The sequence below is a fragment of the Bacillus sp. FSL R5-0416 genome, from assembly GCF_037975425.1.
GTDB lineage: Bacteria > Bacillota > Bacilli > Bacillales > Bacillaceae > Bacillus > Bacillus subtilis.
This window is the reverse complement of sequence record NZ_CP150252.1, coordinates 3778365-3803559: the sequence shown is the minus strand read 5'-3', so window position 1 is coordinate 3803559 and position 25195 is coordinate 3778365. Positions and strand designations below refer to the sequence as shown.

32 protein-coding genes and 1 pseudogene are annotated in these 25195 nt (G+C 44.3%); 30 read left to right on the top strand and 3 right to left on the bottom strand.

The genetic code is table 11. From position 1 onward, the window contains the following. Positions 1–6 precede the first annotated feature (6 nt). From atpB to NYE20_RS20060, 8 genes are all read left to right on the top strand, one after another. On the top strand, positions 7–741 hold the full coding sequence (gene atpB, locus NYE20_RS20095; RefSeq protein WP_003242621.1) for a F0F1 ATP synthase subunit A: 735 nt from the start codon (positions 7–9) through the stop codon (positions 739–741). A 45-nt stretch (positions 742–786) separates the two neighbouring features. After that, complete coding sequence (gene atpE, locus NYE20_RS20090) at positions 787–999, top strand: F0F1 ATP synthase subunit C (protein WP_003151167.1); 213 nt, start codon at positions 787–789, stop codon at positions 997–999. A gap of 162 nt (positions 1000–1161) precedes the next feature. After that, the gene (gene atpF, locus NYE20_RS20085) at positions 1162–1674 is read left to right on the top strand and encodes a F0F1 ATP synthase subunit B (protein ID WP_003244051.1); all 513 of its coding nucleotides are present in this window, start codon (positions 1162–1164) and stop codon (positions 1672–1674) included. Further along, positions 1671–2216 (top strand): F0F1 ATP synthase subunit delta, encoded by a 546-nt coding sequence (locus NYE20_RS20080; protein ID WP_003227679.1) that lies wholly within the window; start codon positions 1671–1673, stop codon positions 2214–2216. Before atpF ends, NYE20_RS20080 begins: the two co-directional genes overlap by 4 nt. A gap of 16 nt (positions 2217–2232) precedes the next feature. Beyond that, a complete protein-coding gene (atpA, locus tag NYE20_RS20075) occupies positions 2233–3741 on the top strand; it encodes a F0F1 ATP synthase subunit alpha (protein ID WP_003227681.1) in 1509 nt (502 codons plus the stop codon). Between the two features lie 76 nt (positions 3742–3817). After that, entirely contained in the window at positions 3818–4681 is an 864-nt protein-coding gene (gene atpG / locus NYE20_RS20070) for an ATP synthase F1 subunit gamma (RefSeq protein ID WP_003244388.1), read from the top strand. A gap of 25 nt (positions 4682–4706) precedes the next feature. After that, entirely contained in the window at positions 4707–6128 is a 1422-nt protein-coding gene (gene atpD, locus NYE20_RS20065; RefSeq protein WP_003227686.1) for a F0F1 ATP synthase subunit beta, read from the top strand. 23 nt (positions 6129–6151) lie between these two features. Continuing rightward, entirely contained in the window at positions 6152–6550 is a 399-nt protein-coding gene (locus NYE20_RS20060) for a F0F1 ATP synthase subunit epsilon (protein WP_021480810.1), read from the top strand. A gap of 33 nt (positions 6551–6583) precedes the next feature. On the opposite strand, the gene NYE20_RS20055 is transcribed toward NYE20_RS20060, so the two are convergent. Beyond that, on the bottom strand, positions 6584–7057 hold the full coding sequence (locus tag NYE20_RS20055) for a hypothetical protein (protein ID WP_043940215.1): 474 nt from the start codon (positions 7055–7057) through the stop codon (positions 6584–6586). Between the two features lie 169 nt (positions 7058–7226). On the opposite strand from NYE20_RS20055, the gene NYE20_RS20050 reads away from it, so the two are divergent. The 21 genes and pseudogenes from NYE20_RS20050 to NYE20_RS19950 all read left to right on the top strand — a co-directional run bounded on the left by NYE20_RS20050 (position 7227) and on the right by NYE20_RS19950 (position 22197). Next, positions 7227–7457 (top strand): DUF1146 family protein, encoded by a 231-nt coding sequence (locus tag NYE20_RS20050; protein ID WP_003227691.1) that lies wholly within the window; start codon positions 7227–7229, stop codon positions 7455–7457. A 134-nt stretch (positions 7458–7591) separates the two neighbouring features. Then, on the top strand, positions 7592–8332 hold the full coding sequence (locus NYE20_RS20045) for a YwmB family TATA-box binding protein (RefSeq protein WP_024571494.1): 741 nt from the start codon (positions 7592–7594) through the stop codon (positions 8330–8332). Between the two features lie 33 nt (positions 8333–8365). Next, entirely contained in the window at positions 8366–9676 is a 1311-nt protein-coding gene (gene murA / locus NYE20_RS20040; protein ID WP_116315751.1) for a UDP-N-acetylglucosamine 1-carboxyvinyltransferase, read from the top strand. Positions 9677–9871: 195 nt separating this feature from the next. Then, positions 9872–10903 (top strand): stage II sporulation protein D, encoded by a 1032-nt coding sequence (gene spoIID, locus NYE20_RS20035; RefSeq protein WP_116315752.1) that lies wholly within the window; start codon positions 9872–9874, stop codon positions 10901–10903. 385 nt (positions 10904–11288) lie between these two features. After that, a complete protein-coding gene (locus NYE20_RS20030; protein WP_003227700.1) occupies positions 11289–11972 on the top strand; it encodes a VWA domain-containing protein in 684 nt (227 codons plus the stop codon). 130 nt (positions 11973–12102) lie between these two features. After that, positions 12103–12243: a hypothetical protein gene (locus tag NYE20_RS20025; RefSeq protein ID WP_014478246.1), complete on the top strand. Its 141-nt coding sequence runs from the start codon at positions 12103–12105 to the stop codon at positions 12241–12243. A 52-nt stretch (positions 12244–12295) separates the two neighbouring features. Next, positions 12296–12970: a VWA domain-containing protein gene (locus tag NYE20_RS20020; protein ID WP_003243553.1), complete on the top strand. Its 675-nt coding sequence runs from the start codon at positions 12296–12298 to the stop codon at positions 12968–12970. A 93-nt stretch (positions 12971–13063) separates the two neighbouring features. Then, entirely contained in the window at positions 13064–13225 is a 162-nt protein-coding gene (locus NYE20_RS20015) for a hypothetical protein (RefSeq protein WP_003227706.1), read from the top strand. A 245-nt stretch (positions 13226–13470) separates the two neighbouring features. Continuing rightward, a complete protein-coding gene (fdhD, locus tag NYE20_RS20010; protein ID WP_014481178.1) occupies positions 13471–14259 on the top strand; it encodes a formate dehydrogenase accessory sulfurtransferase FdhD in 789 nt (262 codons plus the stop codon). 15 nt (positions 14260–14274) lie between these two features. Beyond that, positions 14275–15300, top strand: coding sequence for a GTP 3',8-cyclase MoaA (gene moaA, locus NYE20_RS20005; RefSeq protein ID WP_015483814.1), 1026 nt, complete (start codon positions 14275–14277; stop codon positions 15298–15300). Positions 15301–15491: 191 nt separating this feature from the next. Continuing rightward, positions 15492–16625 (top strand): response regulator aspartate phosphatase RapB, encoded by a 1134-nt coding sequence (rapB, locus tag NYE20_RS20000; protein WP_015251020.1) that lies wholly within the window; start codon positions 15492–15494, stop codon positions 16623–16625. Positions 16626–16781: 156 nt separating this feature from the next. Beyond that, on the top strand, positions 16782–17261 hold the full coding sequence (locus NYE20_RS19995) for a hypothetical protein (protein ID WP_014478240.1): 480 nt from the start codon (positions 16782–16784) through the stop codon (positions 17259–17261). 72 nt (positions 17262–17333) lie between these two features. After that, positions 17334–17522: a stress response protein CsbD gene (csbD, locus tag NYE20_RS19990; protein WP_015251021.1), complete on the top strand. Its 189-nt coding sequence runs from the start codon at positions 17334–17336 to the stop codon at positions 17520–17522. Between the two features lie 212 nt (positions 17523–17734). Beyond that, a pseudogene (locus tag NYE20_RS19985) lies at positions 17735–17903 on the top strand (urea ABC transporter substrate-binding protein); the annotation flags it as partial. Between the two features lie 132 nt (positions 17904–18035). Beyond that, complete coding sequence (locus NYE20_RS19980) at positions 18036–18104, top strand: hypothetical protein (RefSeq protein ID WP_144486809.1); 69 nt, start codon at positions 18036–18038, stop codon at positions 18102–18104. Positions 18105–18204: 100 nt separating this feature from the next. Further along, positions 18205–18363 (top strand): hypothetical protein, encoded by a 159-nt coding sequence (locus NYE20_RS19975; protein WP_124059325.1) that lies wholly within the window; start codon positions 18205–18207, stop codon positions 18361–18363. Positions 18364–18557: 194 nt separating this feature from the next. Next, positions 18558–18875 carry an urease subunit gamma gene (gene ureA / locus NYE20_RS19970; RefSeq protein ID WP_003227724.1) on the top strand — a complete coding sequence of 106 codons (318 nt, stop codon included), beginning with the start codon at positions 18558–18560 and terminating at the stop codon, positions 18873–18875. Further along, positions 18872–19246, top strand: a complete 375-nt coding sequence (ureB, locus tag NYE20_RS19965) for an urease subunit beta (RefSeq protein WP_003227726.1) — start codon at positions 18872–18874, stop codon at positions 19244–19246. Before ureA ends, ureB begins: the two co-directional genes overlap by 4 nt. Beyond that, complete coding sequence (ureC, locus tag NYE20_RS19960; protein ID WP_003243090.1) at positions 19243–20952, top strand: urease subunit alpha; 1710 nt, start codon at positions 19243–19245, stop codon at positions 20950–20952. Before ureB ends, ureC begins: the two co-directional genes overlap by 4 nt. 134 nt (positions 20953–21086) lie before the next feature. Then, on the top strand, positions 21087–21488 hold the full coding sequence (locus NYE20_RS19955; protein ID WP_003227734.1) for an Rrf2 family transcriptional regulator: 402 nt from the start codon (positions 21087–21089) through the stop codon (positions 21486–21488). Between the two features lie 67 nt (positions 21489–21555). After that, positions 21556–22197: an NAD(P)-dependent oxidoreductase gene (locus NYE20_RS19950; protein WP_003227736.1), complete on the top strand. Its 642-nt coding sequence runs from the start codon at positions 21556–21558 to the stop codon at positions 22195–22197. 34 nt (positions 22198–22231) lie between these two features. Here NYE20_RS19950 and NYE20_RS19945 read toward each other — a convergent pair whose 3' ends face one another. Further along, positions 22232–22615 (bottom strand): DUF5362 family protein, encoded by a 384-nt coding sequence (locus NYE20_RS19945; protein WP_003227738.1) that lies wholly within the window; start codon positions 22613–22615, stop codon positions 22232–22234. A gap of 144 nt (positions 22616–22759) precedes the next feature. Between NYE20_RS19945 and mta the strand changes: the two genes are divergently transcribed. Further along, positions 22760–23533, top strand: coding sequence for a transcriptional activator Mta (gene mta, locus NYE20_RS19940; protein ID WP_273797265.1), 774 nt, complete (start codon positions 22760–22762; stop codon positions 23531–23533). A 23-nt stretch (positions 23534–23556) separates the two neighbouring features. Here mta and cls read toward each other — a convergent pair whose 3' ends face one another. After that, complete coding sequence (gene cls, locus NYE20_RS19935) at positions 23557–25005, bottom strand: cardiolipin synthase (protein WP_003243311.1); 1449 nt, start codon at positions 25003–25005, stop codon at positions 23557–23559. Between the last annotated feature and the right edge of the window lie 190 nt (positions 25006–25195).

Below are 25195 nucleotides of genomic sequence, written 5' to 3'. Positions count from 1 at the left end.
AACCCTTTGAATCATGGTTACAGAACTATAGAATTTCTAGGTCTTACTTTTAATCTGACAAACATTCTGATGATTACTGTGGCGAGTGTGATTGTTTTATTGATTGCTATATTGACGACAAGAACGCTTTCGATCCGTCCCGGAAAAGCCCAGAACTTTATGGAATGGATTGTTGATTTCGTCCGCAATATTATTGGCAGTACAATGGATTTAAAAACAGGGGCTAACTTCTTGGCACTTGGTGTCACATTGCTGATGTACATATTTGTGTCGAATATGCTGGGGCTGCCGTTCTCTATTACAATCGGACATGAGCTCTGGTGGAAGTCTCCGACAGCCGATCCTGCCATTACATTAACGCTAGCCGTGATGGTTGTTGCTTTAACCCACTACTATGGTGTGAAGATGAAAGGGCTCAAGGAATATTCCAAAGACTATTTAAGACCTGTTCCATTCATGCTCCCGATGAAAATCATCGAAGAGTTTGCGAATACGCTGACTCTAGGTTTGCGGCTGTATGGTAACATCTTCGCCGGTGAGATTCTTCTGGGCCTGCTTGCGGGATTAGCAACAAGCCATTATTCGCAAAGCGTGGCTCTCGGTCTTGTCGGTACAATCGGTGCCATTCTGCCGATGCTGGCATGGCAAGCATTCAGTTTATTTATTGGTGCTATCCAGGCATTTATCTTTACAATGCTGACGATGGTGTACATGTCTCATAAAATCAGTCATGATCATTAAAACATTATATCCAAACGGATAACATTTTAAAGGAGGAACTTTTTCATGAATTTAATAGCAGCTGCGATTGCAATTGGTTTAGGCGCACTTGGTGCAGGTATTGGTAACGGTTTGATTGTTTCACGTACGGTAGAGGGGATTGCCCGTCAGCCGGAAGCAGGTAAAGAACTGAGAACTCTTATGTTCATGGGTATCGCATTAGTTGAAGCCCTTCCTATTATCGCTGTCGTTATCGCATTCTTAGCGTTCTTTGGCTAAGCATAAAAGCCTTATATGAACTAAAAATGGCGAAGATCATTCCAAGAGAACCTTCGCCATTGCTTTATGTCTGATAAGCATCCCGCCTTGCCGGCTGAAAAGAGACAAGTGCGGCTGCTGGATCAGCAAAGAAAAACCTGCAGAAGGGAGTTGCCGTAGTAGATGTCTCAATTACCACTTGAACTAGGATTGTCGTTTAACGGCGGAGATATCCTGTTCCAACTGTTAGCTATGTTAATCTTATTAGCGCTTCTGAAGAAATACGCTTTAGGGCCGCTATTAAACATAATGAAACAGCGTGAAGACCACATCGCTGGAGAAATTACGTCTGCTGAAGAAAAAAATAAAGAAGCGCAGCAGCTGATTGAAGAGCAGCGCGTTCTTTTAAAAGAAGCAAGACAGGAATCCCAAACTCTTATCGAAAACGCAAAGAAACTGGGAGAGAAGCAAAAAGAAGAGATTATTCAGGCTGCACGTGCAGAATCTGAACGTCTGAAAGAAGCAGCAAGAACTGAAATCGTGAAGGAAAAAGAACAGGCGGTTTCTGCTCTCCGTGAGCAAGTAGCGTCTCTTTCTGTCATGATTGCATCGAAAGTGATCGAAAAAGAACTGGATGAACAAGCGCAAGAGAAATTGATCCAGGACTATCTTAAAGAGGTAGGAGAAAGCCGATGAGTGGATCAGCTGTCTCTAAACGATATGCATCAGCTCTTTTTGATATAGCCAATGAGTCCGCTCAGCTGAATCAAGTAGAAGAAGAGCTAACTGTTGTAAAACAAGTATTTCAAAATGAAAAAGCGCTTAATGATGTGTTGAACCATCCGAAGGTGCCGGCTGCGAAGAAAAAAGAGCTGATCCAAAATGCATTTGGCTCTTTGTCACAGTCCGTGCTTAATACGATTTTTCTTTTGATTGACCGCCATCGTGCCGCGATTGTGCCTGAGCTCACAGATGAGTTTATCAAACTCGCAAATGAGGCCCGTCAAACAGAAGACGCAATCGTATATTCAGTGAAACCGCTGACGGATGCTGAAATTTTACCATTATCACAAGTGTTTGCAAAAAAAGCCGGAGTCGCTTCACTGAGAATCAGAAATGAAGTGCAGACGGATTTAATAGGCGGCATTAAAGTCCGCATTGGAAACCGGATTTATGACGGCAGCGTAAGCGGGAAGCTTCAGCGCATTGAACGTCAATTAGCCGGGGAAAATCGATAGAAGGGGTGAAACCTAAGTGAGCATCAAAGCTGAAGAGATTAGCACGCTGATAAAACAGCAAATACAAAATTATCAATCTGATATTGAAGTTCAAGACGTAGGTACAGTCATCCAAGTCGGTGACGGTATTGCACGTGTGCACGGCCTTGACAACTGTATGGCCGGTGAACTTGTCGAATTTTCAAACGGTGTTTTGGGTATGGCTCAAAACCTTGAGGAATCAAACGTAGGTATCGTCATCTTAGGACCTTTCAGTGAGATCCGTGAGGGAGACGAAGTAAAAAGAACAGGCCGCATCATGGAGGTTCCTGTTGGTGAAGAGTTAATCGGCCGTATTGTAAACCCGCTAGGCCAGCCGGTTGACGGACTAGGCCCGATTCTGACAAGCAAAACTCGTCCGATCGAAAGCCCTGCACCAGGCGTTATGGACCGTAAATCCGTTCATGAACCGCTTCAAACCGGTATCAAAGCGATCGATGCACTGATTCCAATCGGCCGCGGCCAGCGTGAGCTGATCATCGGTGACCGTCAAACAGGTAAAACATCTGTTGCGATCGATGCGATCCTGAACCAAAAAGACCAAGACATGATCTGCGTATATGTTGCGATCGGTCAAAAAGAATCAACAGTCCGCGGCGTAGTAGAAACATTGCGTAAACACGGCGCGCTTGATTATACAATTGTTGTAACGGCGTCTGCGTCACAGCCGGCACCGCTTCTGTACCTGGCACCGTATGCTGGGGTTACAATGGCAGAAGAATTTATGTACAGCGGCAAGCACGTTCTTGTTGTATACGATGATCTTTCTAAACAAGCGGCTGCTTACCGTGAGCTGTCCTTGCTTCTTCGCCGTCCGCCAGGCCGTGAAGCGTTCCCTGGGGATGTATTCTATCTTCATTCCCGTCTGCTTGAGCGTGCAGCAAAGCTTAGCGACGCGAAAGGCGCAGGATCAATTACAGCTCTGCCGTTCGTAGAAACACAAGCCGGAGATATCTCTGCTTATATTCCGACGAACGTCATTTCCATCACCGACGGACAGATCTTCCTGCAATCTGATTTGTTCTTCTCAGGCGTACGTCCAGCGATCAACGCCGGATTGTCTGTATCCCGTGTCGGCGGCTCAGCGCAAATCAAAGCGATGAAAAAAGTATCAGGTACTTTGCGTCTTGACCTTGCGTCATACCGTGAGCTGGAAGCATTCGCTCAATTCGGTTCTGACCTCGACCAAGCGACTCAGGCAAAACTGAACCGCGGTGCACGTACAGTTGAAGTGCTGAAGCAGGATCTGAACAAGCCGCTTCCGGTTGAAAAGCAAGTAGCCATTCTTTATGCGCTGACAAAAGGATATCTCGATGATATTCCTGTGGCGGATATCAGACGTTTTGAAGATGAGTACTACATGTACCTTGACCAAAACCATAAAGACCTGCTTGACGGAATTGCGAAAACAGGAAACCTTCCTGCTGATGAAGACTTCAAAGCTGCAATCGAAGGCTTCAAACGCACATTTGCACCAAGCAACTAACTCGAATGCTGATGAGAGAAAAAGGTTCTCTTTTTCTCTCTTTTTACGCAGATGAAGAGAAAAGGTGGTGAAATCTTTGGCCTCATTACGCGATATTAAGTCAAGGATCACGTCAACGAAAAAAACAAGTCAGATTACAAAAGCCATGCAGATGGTATCTGCGGCTAAGCTGAATCGTGCTGAAAACAATGCAAAATCATTTGTGCCATATATGGATAAAATCCAAGAGGTTGTGTCAAACGTCGGAAGAGTTTCCGGCAACGTAAAGCATCCGATGCTTCTCAGCAGAGAAGTGAAAAAAACGGCATACCTTGTCATTACGTCTGACCGCGGTCTTGCCGGCGCTTTTAACAGTTCGGTTTTACGGAGTGCTTATCAGGCCATGCAAGAACGTCATCAGTCTAAGGATGAGTATGCGGTGATTGCCATCGGAAGAGTGGGCCGTGATTTCTTTAAGAAACGGGAGATTCCGATCATTTCCGAGTTAACAGGACTTGGGGATGAAGTAACGTTTACAGAAATTAAAGATCTTGCCCGTCAAACGATCCAAATGTTTATAGACGGTGCGTTTGATGAATTGCACCTTGTTTATAACCATTTTGTCAGCGCCATTACTCAAGAAGTAACGGAGAAAAAACTTCTGCCGTTATCTGATTTGGGCAGCGGCGGCGGAAAAAGAACGGCGTCTTATGAATTTGAACCATCTGAAGAGGAGGTTCTGGAGGTTTTGCTTCCTCAATATGCAGAAAGCTTAATCTTCGGTGCGCTTCTTGACAGTAAAGCAAGTGAGCACGCTGCAAGAATGACGGCGATGAAAAACGCGACAGACAACGCGAAGGAACTTATCGATTCACTTTCGCTTTCTTACAACCGCGCTCGCCAAGCAGCCATCACACAAGAAATTACGGAAATTGTCGGCGGAGCAGCCGCTTTAGAATAGAAAGATTTTGTCAGGAGGGATAGCGATGAAGAAAGGACGCGTTAGCCAGGTATTAGGACCGGTCGTCGACGTGCGTTTTGAAGACGGTCACTTGCCTGAAATTTATAATGCGATTAAAATTTCACAGCCAGCTGCAAGTGAAAACGAAGTAGGTATTGATTTAACGCTTGAGGTCGCTCTTCATTTAGGTGATGATACAGTCCGTACAATCGCAATGGCATCTACGGATGGTGTTCAGCGCGGTATGGAAGCTGTAGATACAGGAGCGCCAATCTCAGTACCGGTTGGTGATGTAACACTTGGACGTGTATTTAACGTTCTCGGAGAAAATATTGATTTGAATGAGCCGGTTCCTGCGGATGCGAAAAAGGATCCGATTCACAGACAGGCGCCTTCATTCGATCAGCTTTCAACAGAAGTTGAAATTCTTGAAACAGGTATTAAAGTTGTTGATTTGCTTGCTCCTTACATTAAGGGCGGTAAAATCGGATTGTTCGGTGGTGCCGGTGTAGGTAAAACCGTATTAATCCAGGAATTAATCAACAACATCGCGCAAGAGCACGGCGGTATCTCTGTATTCGCCGGCGTAGGAGAGCGTACTCGTGAAGGGAACGACCTTTTCTACGAAATGAGTGACTCTGGCGTAATCAACAAAACAGCCATGGTATTCGGACAAATGAACGAGCCGCCGGGCGCACGTATGCGTGTTGCTTTGACAGGCCTTACAATGGCTGAGCACTTCCGTGATGTACAAGGACAGGACGTACTGTTCTTCATCGATAACATTTTCCGTTTCACACAAGCGGGTTCAGAGGTTTCAGCCCTTCTTGGCCGTATGCCTTCAGCGGTTGGTTATCAGCCGACGCTTGCAACTGAGATGGGTCAGCTCCAAGAGCGTATCACGTCTACGAACGTTGGATCAGTTACATCTATCCAGGCGATCTACGTGCCTGCCGATGACTACACTGACCCGGCGCCGGCGACAACGTTCGCTCACTTGGATGCGACAACAAACCTTGAGCGTAAATTAACTGAAATGGGTATTTACCCTGCGGTTGATCCGTTGGCATCTACATCACGCGCCCTTGCTCCTGAAATTGTCGGAGAAGAGCATTATGCAGTTGCGCGTGAAGTACAGTCAACGCTTCAGCGTTACAAAGAGCTTCAAGATATCATTGCGATTCTCGGTATGGATGAATTAGGCGAGGAAGACAAACTTGTCGTTCACCGCGCACGCCGTATCCAGTTCTTCCTTTCTCAGAACTTCCACGTGGCTGAACAGTTCACTGGACAAAAAGGTTCTTACGTGCCTGTAAAAGAGACGGTACAAGGCTTCAAAGAAATCTTAGCCGGTAAATACGACCATCTTCCAGAAGATGCGTTCCGTCTTGTAGGCCGTATCGAAGAAGTTGTTGAGAAAGCAAAAGAAATGGGTGTAGAAGTTTAATCTGGTCCTAGGAGGGTAAAAGCATGAAGACCGTTAAAGTCAATATCGTTACTCCCGACGGCCCAGTATACGATGCGGATATCGAAATGGTGAGTGTGAGAGCCGAAAGCGGCGATCTCGGTATTTTGCCAGGCCATATTCCAACCGTGGCTCCTCTTAAAATCGGCGCTGTCCGTCTGAAAAAAGACGGGCAGACTGAAATGGTTGCCGTCAGCGGCGGTTTTGTAGAAGTCCGTCCTGATCAGGTCACCATCCTTGCCCAGGCTGCCGAGACAGCGGAAGGCATCGATAAAGAGCGCGCTGAAGCTGCACGCCAGCGGGCGCAGGAGCGTTTGAATACTCAATCAGATGATACTGACATTCGTCGGGCTGAGCTTGCGTTACAGCGGGCTTTGAACAGATTGGATGTAGCAGGGAAATAAGAAAAAATCCTTCTCTTTATGAGAAGGATTTTTTTATGAACGAACAAGAGAATCAAACAGCGACAGCAGCGGGCGATCCTCTTTTTGGCGCAGGTATAAACCATCACAGGCATTCATTGTATGCCACGATTTGCGATGTCTTCTAAAGCCAAGTGTATAAGCGCCGTCTTTATAGGGATAAGGTTTTACAACCCATTCAGCATCTTCATGGCGGGCAATCACGCAATCTATAAGATAAACACTGATCATTTTCTCGAATTCTTCAATAGGAAGATTCCAATCAGCAAGCAAAAGTTCTTGTATACTTTGAAAATAGAGGTTTTCAAGCTCTTCAAGGCTTTCTCTCGTATAAGTAAGAGAAATGTTAAAAAACTGACACAATTCATTCAGTTCTTCAATCTGTGACTGTCTATAATCATAATAGAATGCAATTGCTTCCCATTCCTGATCAAAAATTGGCAGGTCCTCACCATATTGCTTTTCAGGCTGAAAAAAAGAATGATTCACATTTGCCAGCTCCTTTCCAATAAAGTATACCATGTAAAAGAATCGCACTTTAAGCGGGGATTAGCCCTAGATTTGGGTGAATATTCCGTTCTGTATAAAATGTATCATCTTTATCTGTGCTTCTTATATAATAAGAAAGGGTATGAACGCAGAGAAAGGAGTGTAATAGATGAGTGTATTGGGACAGCAGGCTGCAATCGGCATTGTCGTTCACCTGATTTTTATAGCAGTGACTTGGTGGGCGTTGCAAGCCGTCAATATAGATCCGTTAATCAAAAAAGGCAAAGTCGTGCAGGCAAGACTCCTGATGATTTTGCTGACAATCGCCATTGGAACGGCCGTTGCCAATTTCTTTTTAGATTACCTCAATTATTCACAGCAGCTTCCCTATCTATTTTAATAGGTTTTGAACATTATTATCATTAAATGGTTGGGAGAAGCGGGTTAAGGCGAATAGCTCGAGTTTTGACGAAGATTTTTACGTATGGCGACTCTTGCCTCCGGTAAAACTGGGGATAAGGGGGAGAGATGAACATGAAGAAAAAACAAGTAAGCCACGCTATTATCATTTCCGTCATGTTAAGCTTCGTCATTGCTGTTTTCCATACCATTCATGCGAGTGAATTAACGCCGTTAGCACAAATGGCAGAGGGGATGGAACGCCAAGATGTGTCAATAGATAAGTGGACATTGCATGCAAAACAAAACATGTCACTGACCGAAAAAGAATTTTATCAAAAAGTGCAACGTTTAAAATCAGAGTATCGTCAATATGATTGGGTGATTGCACGGGAAGATAAAGTCGTAAAGGCAATTGGCACATATACTGACAAAAAAAATCGTACTTCTTTTAGACTGCAGCTTGTCACAACCCTCAAAAAACACAATCCAACTTCGTATTTATTATATGAGCAAATGAGTCTAGAGACACCGGATAGCTGGAATGATACATATGAACAGTTTGAACGGGAGACACTTGGGATATTCCAAGAAAAAGTAGTTATTTTTACTTGTCTAAATGGTCACTTAGATGATAATATGAATATTGTTTTGCAAAAAAAAGCAAATCAGTTATTAAATGAATTTCAAGCAAGATCAGTAGAACATGTAGTTGAGCCAAATTTCGTTTCTATTTCTGCGTTTACAGATGAGTGGGAAGAGTACATTATGACCTCGAAACATAAAATGAATTTGCAAATTGCACTTAGAAGTGCAGGAATGGGCGGAAAACATACCGTTACGGTTGGCACACCAATCGTTACGACTGAATATTAATATAGAGAATTTAGGGACGCGGAGGGGAATACCTTGGAAAAAATCATCGTCCGCGGCGGTCAGAAGTTAAACGGCACAGTCAAAGTTGAAGGCGCTAAAAATGCCGTTTTACCTGTTATCGCTGCATCTTTATTAGCAAGTGAAGAAAAAAGCGTAATTTGTGATGTACCTACGCTCTCCGATGTATATACAATTAACGAAGTGTTGCGTCATTTAGGAGCAGATGTGCATTTTGAAAATAATGAAGTGACTGTAAATGCTTCATACGCTTTGCAAACTGAAGCACCTTTTGAATATGTTCGTAAAATGCGTGCGTCTGTGCTTGTCATGGGGCCGCTTCTTGCGCGTACAGGTCATGCAAGAGTTGCACTTCCGGGCGGATGCGCAATTGGTTCCAGACCGATTGATCAGCATTTAAAAGGTTTTGAAGCAATGGGCGCAGAAATCAAAGTCGGTAATGGCTTCATTGAAGCTGAAGTAAAAGGCCGACTGCAAGGCGCAAAAATTTATCTGGACTTCCCAAGTGTAGGAGCTACAGAGAACCTGATTATGGCAGCCGCTCTAGCTGAAGGAACAACAACGCTGGAAAACGTGGCAAAAGAACCCGAAATCGTTGATTTAGCAAACTATATCAACGGCATGGGCGGAAAAATCCGCGGAGCTGGCACCGGCACCATCAAAATTGAAGGAGTCGAAAAGCTTCACGGCGTAAAACATCATATTATTCCTGACCGCATTGAAGCGGGCACATTTATGGTTGCTGCTGCAATCACTGAAGGAAACGTATTAGTAAAAGGAGCGGTTCCTGAACACCTCACCTCTTTAATTGCAAAAATGGAAGAGATGGGTGTAACAATTAAGGATGAAGGTGAAGGTCTGCGTGTCATCGGTCCGAAAGAACTTAAACCGATTGACATCAAAACAATGCCTCACCCGGGCTTCCCGACTGATATGCAGTCACAAATGATGGCGCTTCTGCTTCGTGCAAGCGGCACAAGCATGATTACAGAAACCGTTTTTGAAAACCGTTTTATGCATGCGGAAGAATTCCGCCGTATGAATGGTGATATCAAGATTGAAGGACGTTCTGTCATCATTAACGGTCCTGTACAGCTTCAGGGAGCTGAAGTTGCAGCGACTGATTTGCGTGCAGGTGCAGCGCTGATTCTTGCGGGGTTAGTGGCTGAAGGTCACACACGTGTTACTGAATTGAAGCACTTAGACCGCGGTTACGTTGATTTCCATCAGAAGCTTGCCGCTCTGGGCGCAGACATCGAACGTGTAAATGATGAGTCTGCTTCTGGGCAAGAGAATAAAGAAGTCGTTTCTGACTTAAATGCATAAACTTACTTGAAAATCAGTATGTCACTCTGGCATACTGGTTTTTTATTTTTTGTGTATTATCATCATTATGCGCAAAATAGCAAAAAAGAATACGTAAATGACAAATAAAGTTTCTGTCCAAAACGAGAGTCATATTAGCTTGTCCCTGCCCATAGACTAGACTAGAGTCGAATCCCGAGCAGGAGGCAGCTGAATATGAAACAATTCGCAATCACACTATCCGTACTATGTGCATTGATTCTCTTGGTTCCCACACTCTTGGTTATACCATTCCAGCATAATAAGGAAGCGGGGGCCAGCGTAGAATCAGAAAAGACAGCAGTCAGCACGAAACCAGCATCGAAAGGAGCAGAAACATTGAAAGCATCACCTGTTTCTATTCCCGTCTATCGAACCGCAAATCAATCCGTAGAAAACATTCCGCTTGAAGAGTATGTGATTGGAGTCGTCGCCTCCGAAATGCCGGCAACCTTTGAATCTGAAGCACTGAAAGCCCAGGCCCTCGCCGCCAGAACATTTATTGTCAGACTGATGGTGTCAAATTCAGCGGTTGAGGCTCCTAAAGGCTCACTGGTGGATGATACACAAATGTTCCAGGTGTATAAAAACAAAGCGGAGCTGAAAAAACAGTGGGGCACAAGCTATGAGACAAAACTGAAGAAAATCACAGCTGCGGTAGCCAGTACGCAAGGCAAAATCTTAACGTACAACAACCAGCCGATTGAAGCCTCCTTTTTCTCCACAAGCAACGGCTACACAGAGAATGCAGAAGCTTATTGGACAAGTGCTATCCCATATTTAAAAAGCGTCAAAAGCCCATGGGATAAAAAGTCTCCGAAATATAAGGCAACGAAAACCTTTACAGCGGCAGAATTTCAGCAAAAGCTTGGCGTCAAGCTGGATGGATCTAGCGCAGTAGGGAAGATTACCGGCGAGACACCGGGCCACCAGGTCGCAACTGCCGTCATTAACGGCAAGACGCTGAAAGGAAGAGACATACGTGAAAAGCTGGGTCTCAACTCCGCCGATTTTGAATGGAAGCGAAATGGAGACACAATTACAGTCACGACGAGAGGATTTGGCCACGGTGTGGGGATGAGCCAATACGGAGCGAATTTTATGGCCAAAGAAGGCAAAACGGTTGATGACATTGTAAAGTACTATTACCAAGGCACACAAATTTCTGAGGCAGATTCGTTTTTGAATAAATATATGGCGAAAAAGTAGAAAAAGACGCTCATTGGGCGTCTTTTTCTGTTCCTGAATATCTTTTATCTAAGAGCAGCTGAAACGGTTTAGAGGAGCTTCTGACCGTCTTTAAGGATCAGTCCTTTTTTCCTGATTTCAGGCTTTGAGATTGTGGTAAAGTCATCCACATTTGTCGACAGACTTCGACAGACTCATATAACGAAAGCCGAAAGGCGGACAATCTTCTCTTTTCATAGGGGCGTTAGGTGGAAATCACTAATAAAAACATAGGTTTCTATGCAAAAGTAAACAACAGCAATGGGGAAGCCCGCCCTATTTATTTCTCGGTTTTTGTTGATTACGATAGATTATGTTCAGCGTTGAACATCTGCACGCAGAAACAAATTGGTAAAGGGGTACGAACATGAAGAAAAGATTTTCACTGATCATGATGACAGGATTGCTATTTGGATTAACTTCACCTGCTTTTGCAGCTGAAAAGACAGAAACGGAGGCTAAAGCGCCGGCGAACGTGGCGGTCTTGCTTGATGCCAGCGGAAGTATGGCGAAAAGAATAGACGGTGTATCTAAATTTAATTCAGCCAAAAAAGAAATTTCAAAGTTTGCGAGCTCACTGCCAGAAGGAACTCAGGTGAAAATGAGCGTGTTTGGCTCTGAAGGAAACAATAAAAATTCCGGAAAAGTTCAGTCATGTGAAGCCATTCGCAACGTATACGGCTTCCAAAGCTTTAATGAGCAAAGCTTCCTCAATTCTCTCAATACAATTGGGCCGACTGGCTGGACGCCAATTGCCAAAGCGCTGAACGAGGCGAAATCTTCTTTTGACCAGCTTGATGCAAAAGGAGAAAAAGTGGTGTATCTGCTGACAGACGGTGAGGAAACGTGCGGAGGAAACCCGATTAAAACAGCAAAGGAACTGCAAAAAGACAATATCACTGTTAATGTGATCGGCTTTGATTATAAAGAGGGATACAAAGGCCAGCTGAACGCAATTGCGAAAGTAGGCGGCGGTGAATACTTCCCGGCTTATACCCAAAAAGATGTTGAGAAAATTTTCACTCAGCAATCACTAATGTTATCTAAATAAGAAGAAAGAGGCTGGTGATGGTCAGCCTCTTTTTGTATGTAACAAAAACTTCAAAACTAATTAGCTGTCTGCCTGTAGCATAGTAGCAGATTTCCGTTTTTCTGTCATAATCAAGGCGAAAAAAGAATGAATGATCACACAATCTGTTTATGCTTTCTGGGCGGAAATGGCTAAAAATGAACGGCATTTCAAGCGATTTTGGACAGATCGTGAAAGCAGCACAAAAGGCAGCATGTCCTATATCTTTTTGCATTTTCGTATTCTAGCATAAAGAAGAATCCAACATATAGTTGGAAAATATGAAAAAGAAAGGAAGTAATCATATGAAAAAATTGCTGGCTGCCGGTATCATTGGATTGTTGACTGTTTCCATTGCCTCCCCGTCTTTTGCCGCTGAGAAACAGGCTGATACAAATGTAGCTGTTTTGTTTGACGGAAGCGGAAGCATGGTTCAAAAAACAGGAGGAGAGCGCAAAATAGACATTGCCAAAAAATCAGTAAAATCTTTTGCCGAACTTCTTCCGAAGGATACAAATCTTATGCTTCGCGTTTTCGGGCATGCAGGGAACAATAAACTGTCCGGTAAAGCCCTTTCATGCAGTACGACGGAAACCATTTACGGCCTTCATCCATATGAAGGGTCTCTGTTTGACAATTCATTGAGTGAGCTCAAGCCGACTGGATGGACACCGATTGCCAAAGCACTTGCAGACACAAGAAAAGAATTTGAAGCATTTGACGCAGACGGGAAAAACGTGGTGTATTTAATCACTGACGGTGAAGAAACGTGCGGCGGAGACCCTGCGGCAGAAATCGAAAAGCTCCGTGCATCAAATGTGGATACGATTGTAAACATCATTGGCTTCAACTTTGATGTCAAGGGTAATGAAGAGATGAAACAAGCAGCTGTCGCTGGCGGCGGAGAATATATTTCAGCGAACAGTGCGGATGAGTTCGAACAGGCTTGGGAAAAAGAAGCACAAAAATTTACTGAGTAAGGAACCTAAAGATCAGGCGCTCCCCCAGGCGCCTTTTTTATTGGTTTAAAAACAGTTTGGGCGGGAATGATTCCCTAAAAAGGGGTTGAACATATGAAATTATTCGGAATGATTTTTCTTATAGCCACCGTTGCATTTATATTGCTTGGTGTTCTTCTAAAACTGGCAGCCTTCTTTTTTGTCAGCATTCTCACCTTGATCGCAGCTATTGTGCTGTTTACGGTTCTGAAAAAGAATCAGCATAATCAAACATAGAGTCCTTTATACAGAGGTGTCTCAGCGTGTCGACAAACCCCGCGTTCGTTGTCAATGCACATTGGTGCTCACGTGTTATAAAAGGAACGGCGGCTAAATGCTTAGGCGCCCTGCCTAAACACCGCCGTCATCACATCCTGTGAAAGCCCTTTATATAGAGGGCTCTTTTTGTGTCTCAGAATTCGACAAAATCCGAGGAGTGTGAAAAAATATAAAGGCAGGAACATTGCGGAGGGGAAGAGACATTGAACGATAAAGTAACTGCGGTCAGGGATGTATGGCGCTATGAACAAGGGGAAATAAGCAAAGTAGAAGACCGGATGGTGACGGAATTCCCTTTGACAGTGATACTGAATGGCAGTGAATTTGTGACGCTCGTTTGTACGCCTGAGCATATCGAAGAGCTTGTCATCGGATTTCTCGCATCAGAGGGTGTTATACGATTTCAAAAAGAAATTAAAAGGTTTACAATAGATGAAAGTCTCGGTTTTGTATATGTCGACCTCGTTCACCCTGAGACATTGGATCAAAAGGATTATACGAAACGGGTGATCGGCTCATGCTGCGGAAAGGGCCGTCATTTTTATTTTCAGCAGGATGTCAAAACAGCCAAGACGGCTGTCAGCCAAATCAAGATATCGCCTGAGGCATGTTTGGCGCTTATGAAAGACATGCAGCAAGGGAGCGGGACGTTTCAGGATACGGGAGGCGTCCATAATGCGGCGCTTTGCGACACAGAGAAGCTTCTGTTGATGCGCACAGATATCGGTCGGCACAACGCACTTGATAAACTATACGGACACTGCCTTCTAAACGGTATGTCCGTACGCGACAAACTGATTGTGTTCAGCGGCAGAATCTCATCAGAGGTCCTGTTAAAAGCGGCCAAAATCGGCGTGTCGATTGTCATTTCCAAATCGGCCCCGACGGAGCTTGCGATTCAAATGGCTGAAGAATTGAATATCACAGCGATTGGATTTGTCAGAAACGGATCATTTAATGTATATACACACCCTGAGAGAATCAGGGGATAGGAAGGGGCTGTAGCTATGATTACAGAGTCGCGTCAGATGTTGGATAAAAGAAACAGACCGCTGAGAGACCTTCGCATTTCTGTTACAGACCGCTGCAACTTCCGATGCACGTACTGTATGCCCGCCGAGTTATTCGGCCCGGATTATCCTTTTTTAAAGAAAGAGGAGCTGCTTTCATTTGAGGAGCTGGAACGGCTTGCGACATTGTTTGTCACAAGATTTGGCGTTGAAAAAATCCGCCTGACCGGCGGAGAGCCCCTCATGAGAAAGGATATGCCGGAGTTAATCAAAAAACTGGCCCGCATACCGGGTATTCGTGACATCGCGATGACGACAAACGGATCACTGCTGCCTGTTTATGCAAAGAGGCTCAAGGAGGCTGGGCTGAAAAGGGTTACGATCAGCCTTGATTCTTTAGAAGACGAGCGTTTTAAGAAGATAAACGGGCGCGGCGTTTCTGTCAGCAAGGTGCTGGAAGGCATTGAAGCGGCGAAGCAAGCAGGGCTCGGTGTTAAAATCAATATGGTCGTTCAAAAGGGCGTCAATGAAAAAGATATACTGCCTATGGCCCGTTATTTTAAAGAAAAAGGGCATATCCTGAGATTCATTGAATTTATGGACGTAGGCAACACCAACCAATGGGAAAAGAAAGACGTCATGACAAAGGCGGAAATCATAGATTTGATCAATGAACACATGCCGGTTGAGCCTATAGCGCCTAATTATATAGGCGAAGTGGCTTCCAGATTCCGCTACTTGGACGGCTCCGGAGAAATCGGCGTCATATCATCTGTATCTGATGCGTTCTGCGGATCTTGCAACAGAGCCCGTCTTTCTGCGAGAGGAGAGCTGTTTACCTGCTTATTCGCTTCAAGCGGATTTGACCTCAGAGCTCCGGTTCGCCAGGAATTAAGTGATGACGAACTATCAGAAATGATCGGGACAGTATGGAAAAATCGGATTGATCAGTATTCAGTCGATCGTACGCTATCAAAAGCATCTGGCAAAAAGAAAGTGGAAATGTCTTATATTGGCGGTTAATTTGAAGTCAAAAGCTTATCGGCACTGTCCGATAAGCTTTTTTATTAGAATCCGAGTGCAAAAAATACGTATAAAAACCGAAATATATAAGGATAGGCATAAAGAAGGAATCATTGTAAGAAAATTTAATTCCAAAGCCATACATTATGATAAAATATAACCAATTAGAAAATAGAAAGGGTTGGAGGGGCATGGCCGCGTACGAGATCCCGTCATCTCAAGTAGGAGTGAAAATCAATAAGTGGTATAAGCACATTTTAGCATTTCAAGTGGCTGATGCCGTAAAGCTGAAGGAAGAAATTGATCTAGATATCGAACAGATGGAAGAGGATCAGCTGCTTCTCCTGTATTATCAGCTGATCAGCTACCGGCACCAAATTATGCTGGATTATGTAAAGCCTGACCTGCACGAGGAATCTCAGCTTCAATATCGTGAATTGATCAAAACGCTGGAAAGCAATCAGGACAGCATCTCCGGATTATCTGAGTATTATTTTCACTTGTTTAGAGGAATGTACGAATTTGAACAGAACAATTACATCTCGGCTATATCCTTTTATCGGAAAGCTGAGAAGATGCTTGCGTTTGTAGAAGATGAAATTGAAAGAGCGGAATTTCATTTTAAAGTGGCGGAAGTCTTTTATATTATGAAGCAGACGCACTTTTCCATGAACCACGCTGTACAGGCGCTGGAGACGTATAAGGCTCACGATTTTTATAGAGTCAGAAGAATTCAATGCCATTTCGTCATATCAGGAAACTACATAGACTACAGAAATTATGAAAAAGCGCTTGAACATTTAGATGACGCGTATCGCCTTGCTTTATTGGAAGGACAGCCCCGTTTGATCGGATCAGCCCTTTATAATATCGGGAATTGCTATGATGACAAGGGGGAGCTGGATCAGGCCGCCGAATACTTTGAAAAAGCGCTTCCTGTCTTCGAGGATTATCAGCTGGAACAGCTTCCAAAAGCGCTCTTCAGCCTGACTCGCGTTCTTTTCAAAAAACAAGATAGCGAAGCCGCGATACGGTACTATGAAAAAGGGATTGCCATTGCCCAAAAACGAAACGACTTCTTCAGTCTGGCAAAATATAAATTTCTGCAGGCATTATATGTGGAATCTGTCAATTTGGATATGATTCAAGAAGTATTTGATTATATGGAAGAAAAGGGCCTGTATGTATATATTGAAGAATTTGCTTTAGATGCTGCCTCTTATTTCAGTCATCGCGAACAATATAAAGAAGCGGTGTATTTTTATGAAAAAGCGGTCAGCATGAGAGAGATGATTCAAAGGAACGATTGTTTATATGAAGTATGAGACAAAACCATCTGCTGGCAGATGGTTTTTTTTTTATGCAAAAAAAGGGGAGCATCGGAACGTTTATTTCCGGGGAGAACAGGAAAAATCGCTACAGCACTGTTTTTTGAACAAAAGCCGTTTTGGGATGCAGATCTGCATGTGAGGGGGAATTCAATGTTTGGTTTCAATGATATGGTGAAGTTTCTGTGGTCTTTCCTCATTGTTCTGCCGCTTGTACAGATTATACATGTTTCAGGGCACAGCTTTATGGCTTTTATTTTTGGCGGAAAAGGATCGTTGGATATAGGCATGGGAAAAACGCTGCTTAAAATTGGACCCATACGGTTCAGAACGATTTATTTTATCGATTCTTTTTGCCGGTACGGGGAGTTGAAAATTGACAATCGATTCTCAAATGCACTCGTGTATGCAGGGGGCTGCTTGTTTAACCTCATCACGATTTTTGCAATCAATCTGCTGATTTTACACAGTGTATTAAAGCCGAATGTGTTTTTCTATCAGTTTGTCTATTTTTCTACGTATTATGTGTTTTTTGCCCTGCTGCCGGTCCGATATTCAGAGAAAAAGTCATCAGACGGGCTGGCGATATACAAGGTGCTCCGTTACGGAGAGCGCTACGAAATCGATAAATAACATTAGAATGTTTATTGCCTCTCAGATCGGGAAGGTAACAAGTACACACATAATTGAGAGGGGAGAATTAACATGGGTAACGATAGTGTAAAAGACAAAATGAAGGGCGGATTCAATAAAGCCAAAGGAGAAGTGAAGGATAAAGTCGGAGATATGGCTGACAAAACGGACATGCAGGCTGAAGGCAAAAAAGATAAGGCAAAAGGCGAAATCCAAAAGGATATCGGGAAAGCCAAGGATAAATTTTCAGATAAAGATTAATCGTACGGAAGAGGCAGGAAACGAAATGTTTCTTGTCTTTTTTTGTTCGCTTTTTCTGATGTGAATAAATATAACAAAAAAAGAAGCTGATTTGGTCAAGGTAACTAAATTTTTTAAATATTCTTTGAATTAATAGGCCTCTTCTATATAATAATGACATAAGTTGTAAAGTTTTATAACATCATTTGGAGAAATCAAACAAAGGGGTTTTGATGACGGAATGTAATGCACCGAAGAAAGTGCCGGAAGCCAGCGGGAGTGCGAAAAAACAGTTAATATCGACACAAGCGGGATTCAGTGAAGGCCGGGATTCTTCACTCGTTAAGCCGAACGGTGGCGATCAGCGAAGTGTCCGTCTATGATGCGGAGTTAATGGCAATAATCGGGTTCTCGGTATCGTGGAGGACGGCGCCTCAGACTGGACTCCATGCATGCTTCCGGTTGCGGAGCAAAACAACGGGCTGAAATGTAACGTCTGGTTATGATCAATCGATGATTTAGCACAGCCTCAGCATGGAGGTTCACCCGGGGCAGATTGTCGCTGTATTAGGCCGAAATGGAGTCGGCCAATCCACTTCATAGGCCTGCTTCCGGCTAAACAGGGGGGCTATTTGTTTTAATCAAACGTTTGTTCAAAAAGAAAAGGCGGTCTCAGCAGCAGCTTGCAATCGTCAGAGCGCTGATGGTAAATCCGAAAAATATTTTACTTAATGAACAATTGGAAGGAATTCAGATTTTAATTGTCGAACTAGTCAGACAAGTTATTATAGAAATTTCCAGAAAAAAAGACATTTGTTATCTTAGTCGAGCGCAGTCTGGAAAACGCGTTAACCTGTGCTGACTATCTTTCTGTAATCGACAGGGGAACGGTTGTTGACCATGGCAAGGCTGATGAAGAAACGGCATGCCGCTTTGAAAGGCACCCTATCGTATGACCCCCATTCTCGAAGAAAGGGAGGTGATGTCCCGCCTGCATGCTCCACAAATTCGTAGTAACCGCATCCGCTTTATATGACAAAAGAAGGAGGATTACAGATGAAACTGACACCGGTTGAACAAGAAAAATTGCTCATTTTTGCAGCGGGGGAATTAGCCAAACAGCGAAAGGCGCGGGGCGTTCTGTTGAACTATCCTGAGGCTGCTGCTTATATCACCTGCTTTATTATGGAAGGCGCACGTGATGGGAAGGGAGTAGCAGAGCTGATGGAAGCCGGCCGCCATGTATTAACGGAAAAAGATGTGATGGAAGGTGTGCCTGAGATGCTGGACAGCATTCAGGTGGAGGCCACATTTCCGGATGGAGTAAAGCTTGTTACGGTACATCAGCCAATTTCTGCGGAGGTGAAGTCATGAAGCCGGGAGCATTTCAAATTGCTGAGGGAACCATTACGATTAATGAAGGCCGTGAGATACGGGAGGTAACGGTAAAAAACACCGGATCACGCTCCATTCAAGTCGGTTCGCATTTTCATTTTGCGGAGGCCAACGGGGCTTTATTATTTGACCGTGAGCTGGCGATCGGCATGCGTCTTGATGTTCCATCAGGCACGTCGGTCCGTTTTGAGCCGGGAGAGCAGAAAACGGTCTCACTAGTGGAAATCAGAGGACGCAAGACAATTAGAGGGCTGAACGGAATGGCCGACACGTTTATCGATGAACGCGGCAAAGAAAAAACGTTGGCCAACTTAAAACAAGCCGGCTGGATGGAGGGTGTAATCCGATGAAAATGTCACGGGAGGAATATGCGGAGCTGTTTGGCCCGACAACGGGCGATAAAATCAGATTGGGCGACACGGATTTATGGATCGAAGTCGAAAAGGATTTCACAGTATATGGTGAAGAAATGATCTTTGGCGGCGGAAAAACAATCCGCGACGGCATGGGCCAAAACGGCAGAATCACAGGGAAGGACGGCGCTTTGGATTTGGTTATCACCAACGTCGTGCTATTGGATTACACAGGCATTGTCAAAGCGGATGTCGGTGTGAAAGACGGCCGGATTGTCGGTGTCGGAAAAAGCGGAAATCCTGATATCATGGATGGAGTCGATCCGCACATGGTCATCGGAGCGGGGACAGAGGTGATTTCCGGTGAAGGCAAAATTTTAACAGCCGGGGGAGTGGACACGCACATTCATTTTATTTGTCCTCAGCAGATGGAAGTTGCGCTTTCTTCAGGTGTGACAACCCTTTTGGGAGGCGGAACAGGACCCGCTACAGGAAGCAAAGCGACAACATGTACGTCCGGGGCGTGGTATATGGCGAGGATGCTGGAAGCGGCCGAGGAGTTTCCGATCAATGTCGGCTTCTTAGGAAAAGGGAATGCATCCGATAAAGCGCCGCTGATCGAGCAGGTGGAAGCAGGCGCCATCGGCCTTAAGCTTCATGAAGACTGGGGCACGACGCCAAGCGCCATTAAAACGTGTATGGAAGTCGTGGACGAGGCTGATATTCAAGTTGCCATCCATACCGATACGATTAACGAAGCGGGCTTTTTGGAAAACACGCTCGACGCGATCGGGGACCGGGTCATTCATACTTATCACATTGAAGGTGCAGGCGGCGGCCACGCTCCGGATATTATGAAGCTCGCTTCTTACGCGAACATTCTGCCGTCATCTACAACGCCAACCATTCCTTATACCGTTAATACGATGGATGAGCATCTTGACATGATGATGGTCTGCCACCATTTAGATGCGAAAGTGCCTGAAGATGTGGCGTTCAGCCATTCCAGAATCAGGGCTGCGACGATTGCCGCGGAGGATATTCTCCATGATATCGGTGCGATCAGCATGACATCATCGGATTCCCAAGCGATGGGGCGGGTCGGTGAAGTGATCATCCGAACATGGCAGGTAGCCGATAAAATGAAAAAACAGCGCGGCGCTCTTGCCGGCGAAAACGGGAATGATAATGTGCGCGCAAAACGGTACATTGCCAAATACACGATTAATCCGGCAATTACGCACGGGCTCAGCCATGAAGTCGGCTCGGTGGAAAAAGGGAAGCTTGCTGATCTCGTTCTGTGGGACCCGGTATTCTTCGGCGTAAAACCGGAACTGGTCTTAAAGGGCGGCATGATTGCACGTGCGCAAATGGGAGATCCGAACGCGTCCATCCCGACTCCTGAACCGGTTTTCATGCGCCAAATGTATGCGTCTTACGGAAAAGCCAACCGCTCAACCTCGATTACATTTATGTCTCAGGCAAGCATAGAGCGTGGTGTGGCGGAAAGCTTAGGGCTGGAAAAAAGGATTTCTCCAGTCAAAAATATCAGAAAGCTGAGCAAGCTGGATATGAAGCTGAATTCGGCTTTGCCGAAGATTGAGATTGATCCAAAAACCTATCAGGTCTTTGCTGACGGGGAGGAATTGTCTTGCCAGCCTGTCGATTATGTCCCACTTGGACAAAGATATTTCTTATTCTGATAAGACGCGGCCGGAGTGCATCCGGCCGTTCTATTGACTAAAAACGGTGCACAAAACCCGTGTATTTAGTGTATATTAGATGTTGACAAACGAATCAAATGTAACTATTATAGTTACAACGGTGGTGAAAAAACATGATTAACAGCCGTCTTGCTGTTGCCATTCATATTTTATCCCTCATCTCGATGGATGAAAAAACATCTTCAGAAATCATTGCAGACAGTGTCAACACGAATCCAGTAGTCGTGCGAAGAATGATCAGCCTGCTGAAAAAAGCTGATATTCTCACATCACGCGCAGGGGTGCCGGGTGCAAGCCTTAAAAAAGATCCTGCTGATATTTCTCTTTTAGAAGTGTACCGGGCTGTCCAAAAGCAAGAAGAACTCTTTGCGGTTCATGAAAACCCGAATCCGAAATGTCCGGTAGGGAAAAAAATTCAGAACGCTCTGGATGAAACGTTTGAAAGTGTGCAAAGAGCGATGGAAAATGAACTGGCGAGCAAGTCATTAAAAGATGTTATGAATCATCTCTTTTAATCAAAAGGGATGACTTCTCACCGCTAACATGTAACTAAAATTGTTACAAATAAGGAGGAAATGAAAAATGAAAATTGGTATTATAGGCGCAAGCGGGAAAGCGGGAAACGAGATTTTGAAAGAAGCGAAAAAAAGAGGCCATGAAGTGACAGCCATCGTCAGAAACGCTTCAAAAGTGCAGGAGCAGGACGTAGCGATTTTGGAAAAAGATGTGTTTGAACTGACTGCGGAAGACATCAAGCCTTTCGACGCGGTCGTAAACGCTTTTGGAGCAGCACCCGGCCAAGAACATCTTCATGTTGAAGCAGGAAGAGCACTCATCAGCATTTTAAAGGACGCGAAGCACACAAGATTGCTTGTTGTTGGCGGAGCGGGAAGCCTGTTTGTTGATGAAGCCAAAACAACCCGTTTAATGGATACGCCGGAATTTCCGAAAGAATATTTGCCAACTGCATCAAATCAAGGCGAGAACCTGAAAGATTTGCAGCAGACAGACTCCATTTCCTGGACGTTCCTCAGTCCTGCGGCATTTTTTGATCCAGCAGGAAAACGGACTGGCTCTTACCAAAAAGGAAAAGACAATGTCATCGTAAATGCAAAAGGCGACAGCTATATCAGCTATGCAGATTATGCCATTGCCGTGTTGGACGAGCTTGAACATCCCGAACACAAAAATGAACGCTTCACAGTGGTAAGCGAAGCGGAATAATAAAAAACCCGGAGCCAGCTCCGGGTTTTTCTCATTAATAAGTGCTGTACGTATCGCTGAAAAGGCCATCAGCAATCCCAAGCATTAAAAAGATGAAGAAGGCGATAATCGCAAGAATGGATACAGCAATGCTTACGATCAAATAAATCCCTTGCATCTTTACGAATTTCGCGTAATTCTCCAGCATTAAGTCTTCAGACTGTCCGCTATTGTGTTCAGCCATTTGGCCTGCTTCCCTAGCTGACCTCATCAAAAAGATACCGGAAATAATTTGCAGTACGCCTGGCACGGCACCGATTAGAAAAAAGAACGCGCCTGAAAGCGCGGTAATTGCGCCCATAATAATAAATAAAATGCCTGTAGCTTTTCCCCATTTCGAAATGCTGATGAGGGTTTTGTTCATTGTTTCAGGATTCATGTATACTGGCTCCCCTTTACAAAAAAATACTCACTTTTCTTTTATACACTATTTGTGAGAAGTTTTGTATATAGAAAATAACATTTTGGGGATTGACCCTAACGTTGCGTGATTGTTTACGATAAAAAAGAGGAGGTGTTATGTATGAAATATCAAGTTAAACAAGTGGCGGAGATATCAGGCGTTAGCATTCGGACGCTTCATCACTATGACAATATTGAGCTTCTGAATCCTTCAGCGCTTACTGATGCTGGGTATCGTTTGTACAGTGACGCAGACCTGGAAAGACTGCAGCAGATTTTATTTTTCAAAGAAATCGGGTTTCGTCTGGATGAGATTAAAGAGATGCTGGATCATCCGAATTTTGACCGGAAAGCGGCACTTCAGTCGCAAAAGGAGATATTGATGAAGAAAAAACAAAGAATGGATGAGATGATTCAAACAATTGACAGGACGCTTTTGTCCGTTGATGGAGGGGAAACGATGAATAAGAGGGATTTATTTGCCGGATTAAGCATGAAAGACATTGAAGAGCACCAGCAGACATACGCTGATGAAGTCAGAAAGCTGTATGGAAAGGAAATCGCAGAAGAAACAGAGAAAAGGACATCTGCATACTCGGCAGATGATTGGAGCTCGATCATGGCTGAATTTGATTCGATTTACAGACGAATTGCGGCTCGAATGAAGCATGGGCCCGATGATGCAGAGATTCAGGCCGCTGTGGAGGCATTTCGCGATCATATTTGCCAATATCATTACGATTGCACACTCGACATTTTCAGAGGACTCGGGGAAGTGTATATCACTGACGAGCGATTTACCGATTCAATCAATCAATATGGAGAAGGTCTTGCCGCTTTTTTGCGGGATGCGATCATCATTTACTGTGACCATCAGGAAAACCCCCGGCCGTAAAGGCCGGGGGTTTTTGGCGCATCTTATAAGATCGGCGACAACAGCCGCGAGACGGATTCTTTTATTCGAATCCACAACGGGCGCTGCAGATACTCCTCATAGGTGAATTTTCTGGATACTAGCAAATCTTCTTTAAAAGTTGAAACCAATTTTTTAGCAATGGTGATATCGTATATAAATGCATTAACCTCAAAATTCAGCCTGAAGCTTCGGACATCAATGTTGGCTGTGCCGACTGACGCGATTTCGTCATCCACCACGATGGTTTTCGCGTGAATAAAGCCGTTATCGTAAATATAGACAGTGGCTCCGGCTTTCAGCAGATCGCCGATATACGAAAGTGTCGCCCAGTATACAAAGGCGTGATCGGGCTTGTTCGGAATCATAATGTTAACGTCAATGCCCGAAAGGCAAGCGATCCTTAAAGCATCCAGCAGGCTTGCATCTGGGATAAAATAAGGTGTTTGTATCAAAATGGAACGCTTGGCGTTTGAAATCATTTTGATGTAGCCATTTTTAATTTGTTCCCATTCCGAATCAGGGCCGCTTGTGACAATCTGCATCCCGACGTTGCCTTTTGGGCCGTAATCAGGAAAGTGATTTGGAATATATGTCAGCGTATGGTGATGAGAAGCTTGGTTCCAGTCAAGGATGAACCGTGTTTGGATGGCGTGCACGGCCGTTCCTTGCAGCCGGATATGCGTATCCCGCCAATAACCGAATTTTGGATTAAGCCCTAGATACTCATCTCCGACGTTAAAGCCTCCGACATAACCGGTCATACCGTCTATGATCACAAGCTTTCGATGGTTCCGGTAATTCAGCCGCAGGTTAATCGGCCTGAGCTTTGACGGGAAAAAGACCTCCACATGCCCGCCAGCCTCGCGAAGCTCTTTAAAAAACTTTTTTCTCAGCGTTCTAGACCCGAGTTCATCATAAAGCACTCTGACCTGAACACCTTCTTTTGCCTTTTGGATGAGAGCGTCCCGCAATTTTTTGCCTAATTCATCGCCTTTATAAATATAATACTGTAAATGGATATGATCCTTAGCCTTTGAAATGTCACTCAGCAGCCGCTGAAATTTATCCCGTCCATCTGTAATGACGTCAACTGAATTATCCTCTGTAAACACAGCATGGTTATTCATAATCAGCATATAAATTAAATCTTTGTTATCAAAGGTTGCCCGGTTGTTAAACTGGAATTGCTTGGTTTCTAAATCTTCAAGCTGATGCTTCAGCAGCCTTTCAATTCCAATCTTTTTCCGGTCTTCCCATTGAAACAAATGCTTGCGTCTGAGATTATGGCCGAATAGTAAGTATAAAATAAAGCCTAAAACGGGAATAAAGAAAAGAACAAGCAGCCACGCCCAAGATGCACTGGCATCGCGCCGTTCTTTGAAGATGACAATGATGGCCAAAAGAATATTTAAAATGAAAAAAAGTGATAAAAGGATGGAAGAAATACTCACTTTGTAACCCCGCTCATTCATATTTATCAAGAAGATTGCCATTAGTATTCCATGAATAACAGTGATCTGATTCCCATTACAAATTATAACACTCACATTTTAAAAGAATAAAGAGCGGCGATCCAGATTCTTCGTGAAAAATACGGGCAGATTTCTTTAAAACCAGCTTGCACCTGCGTTAAAATAAACA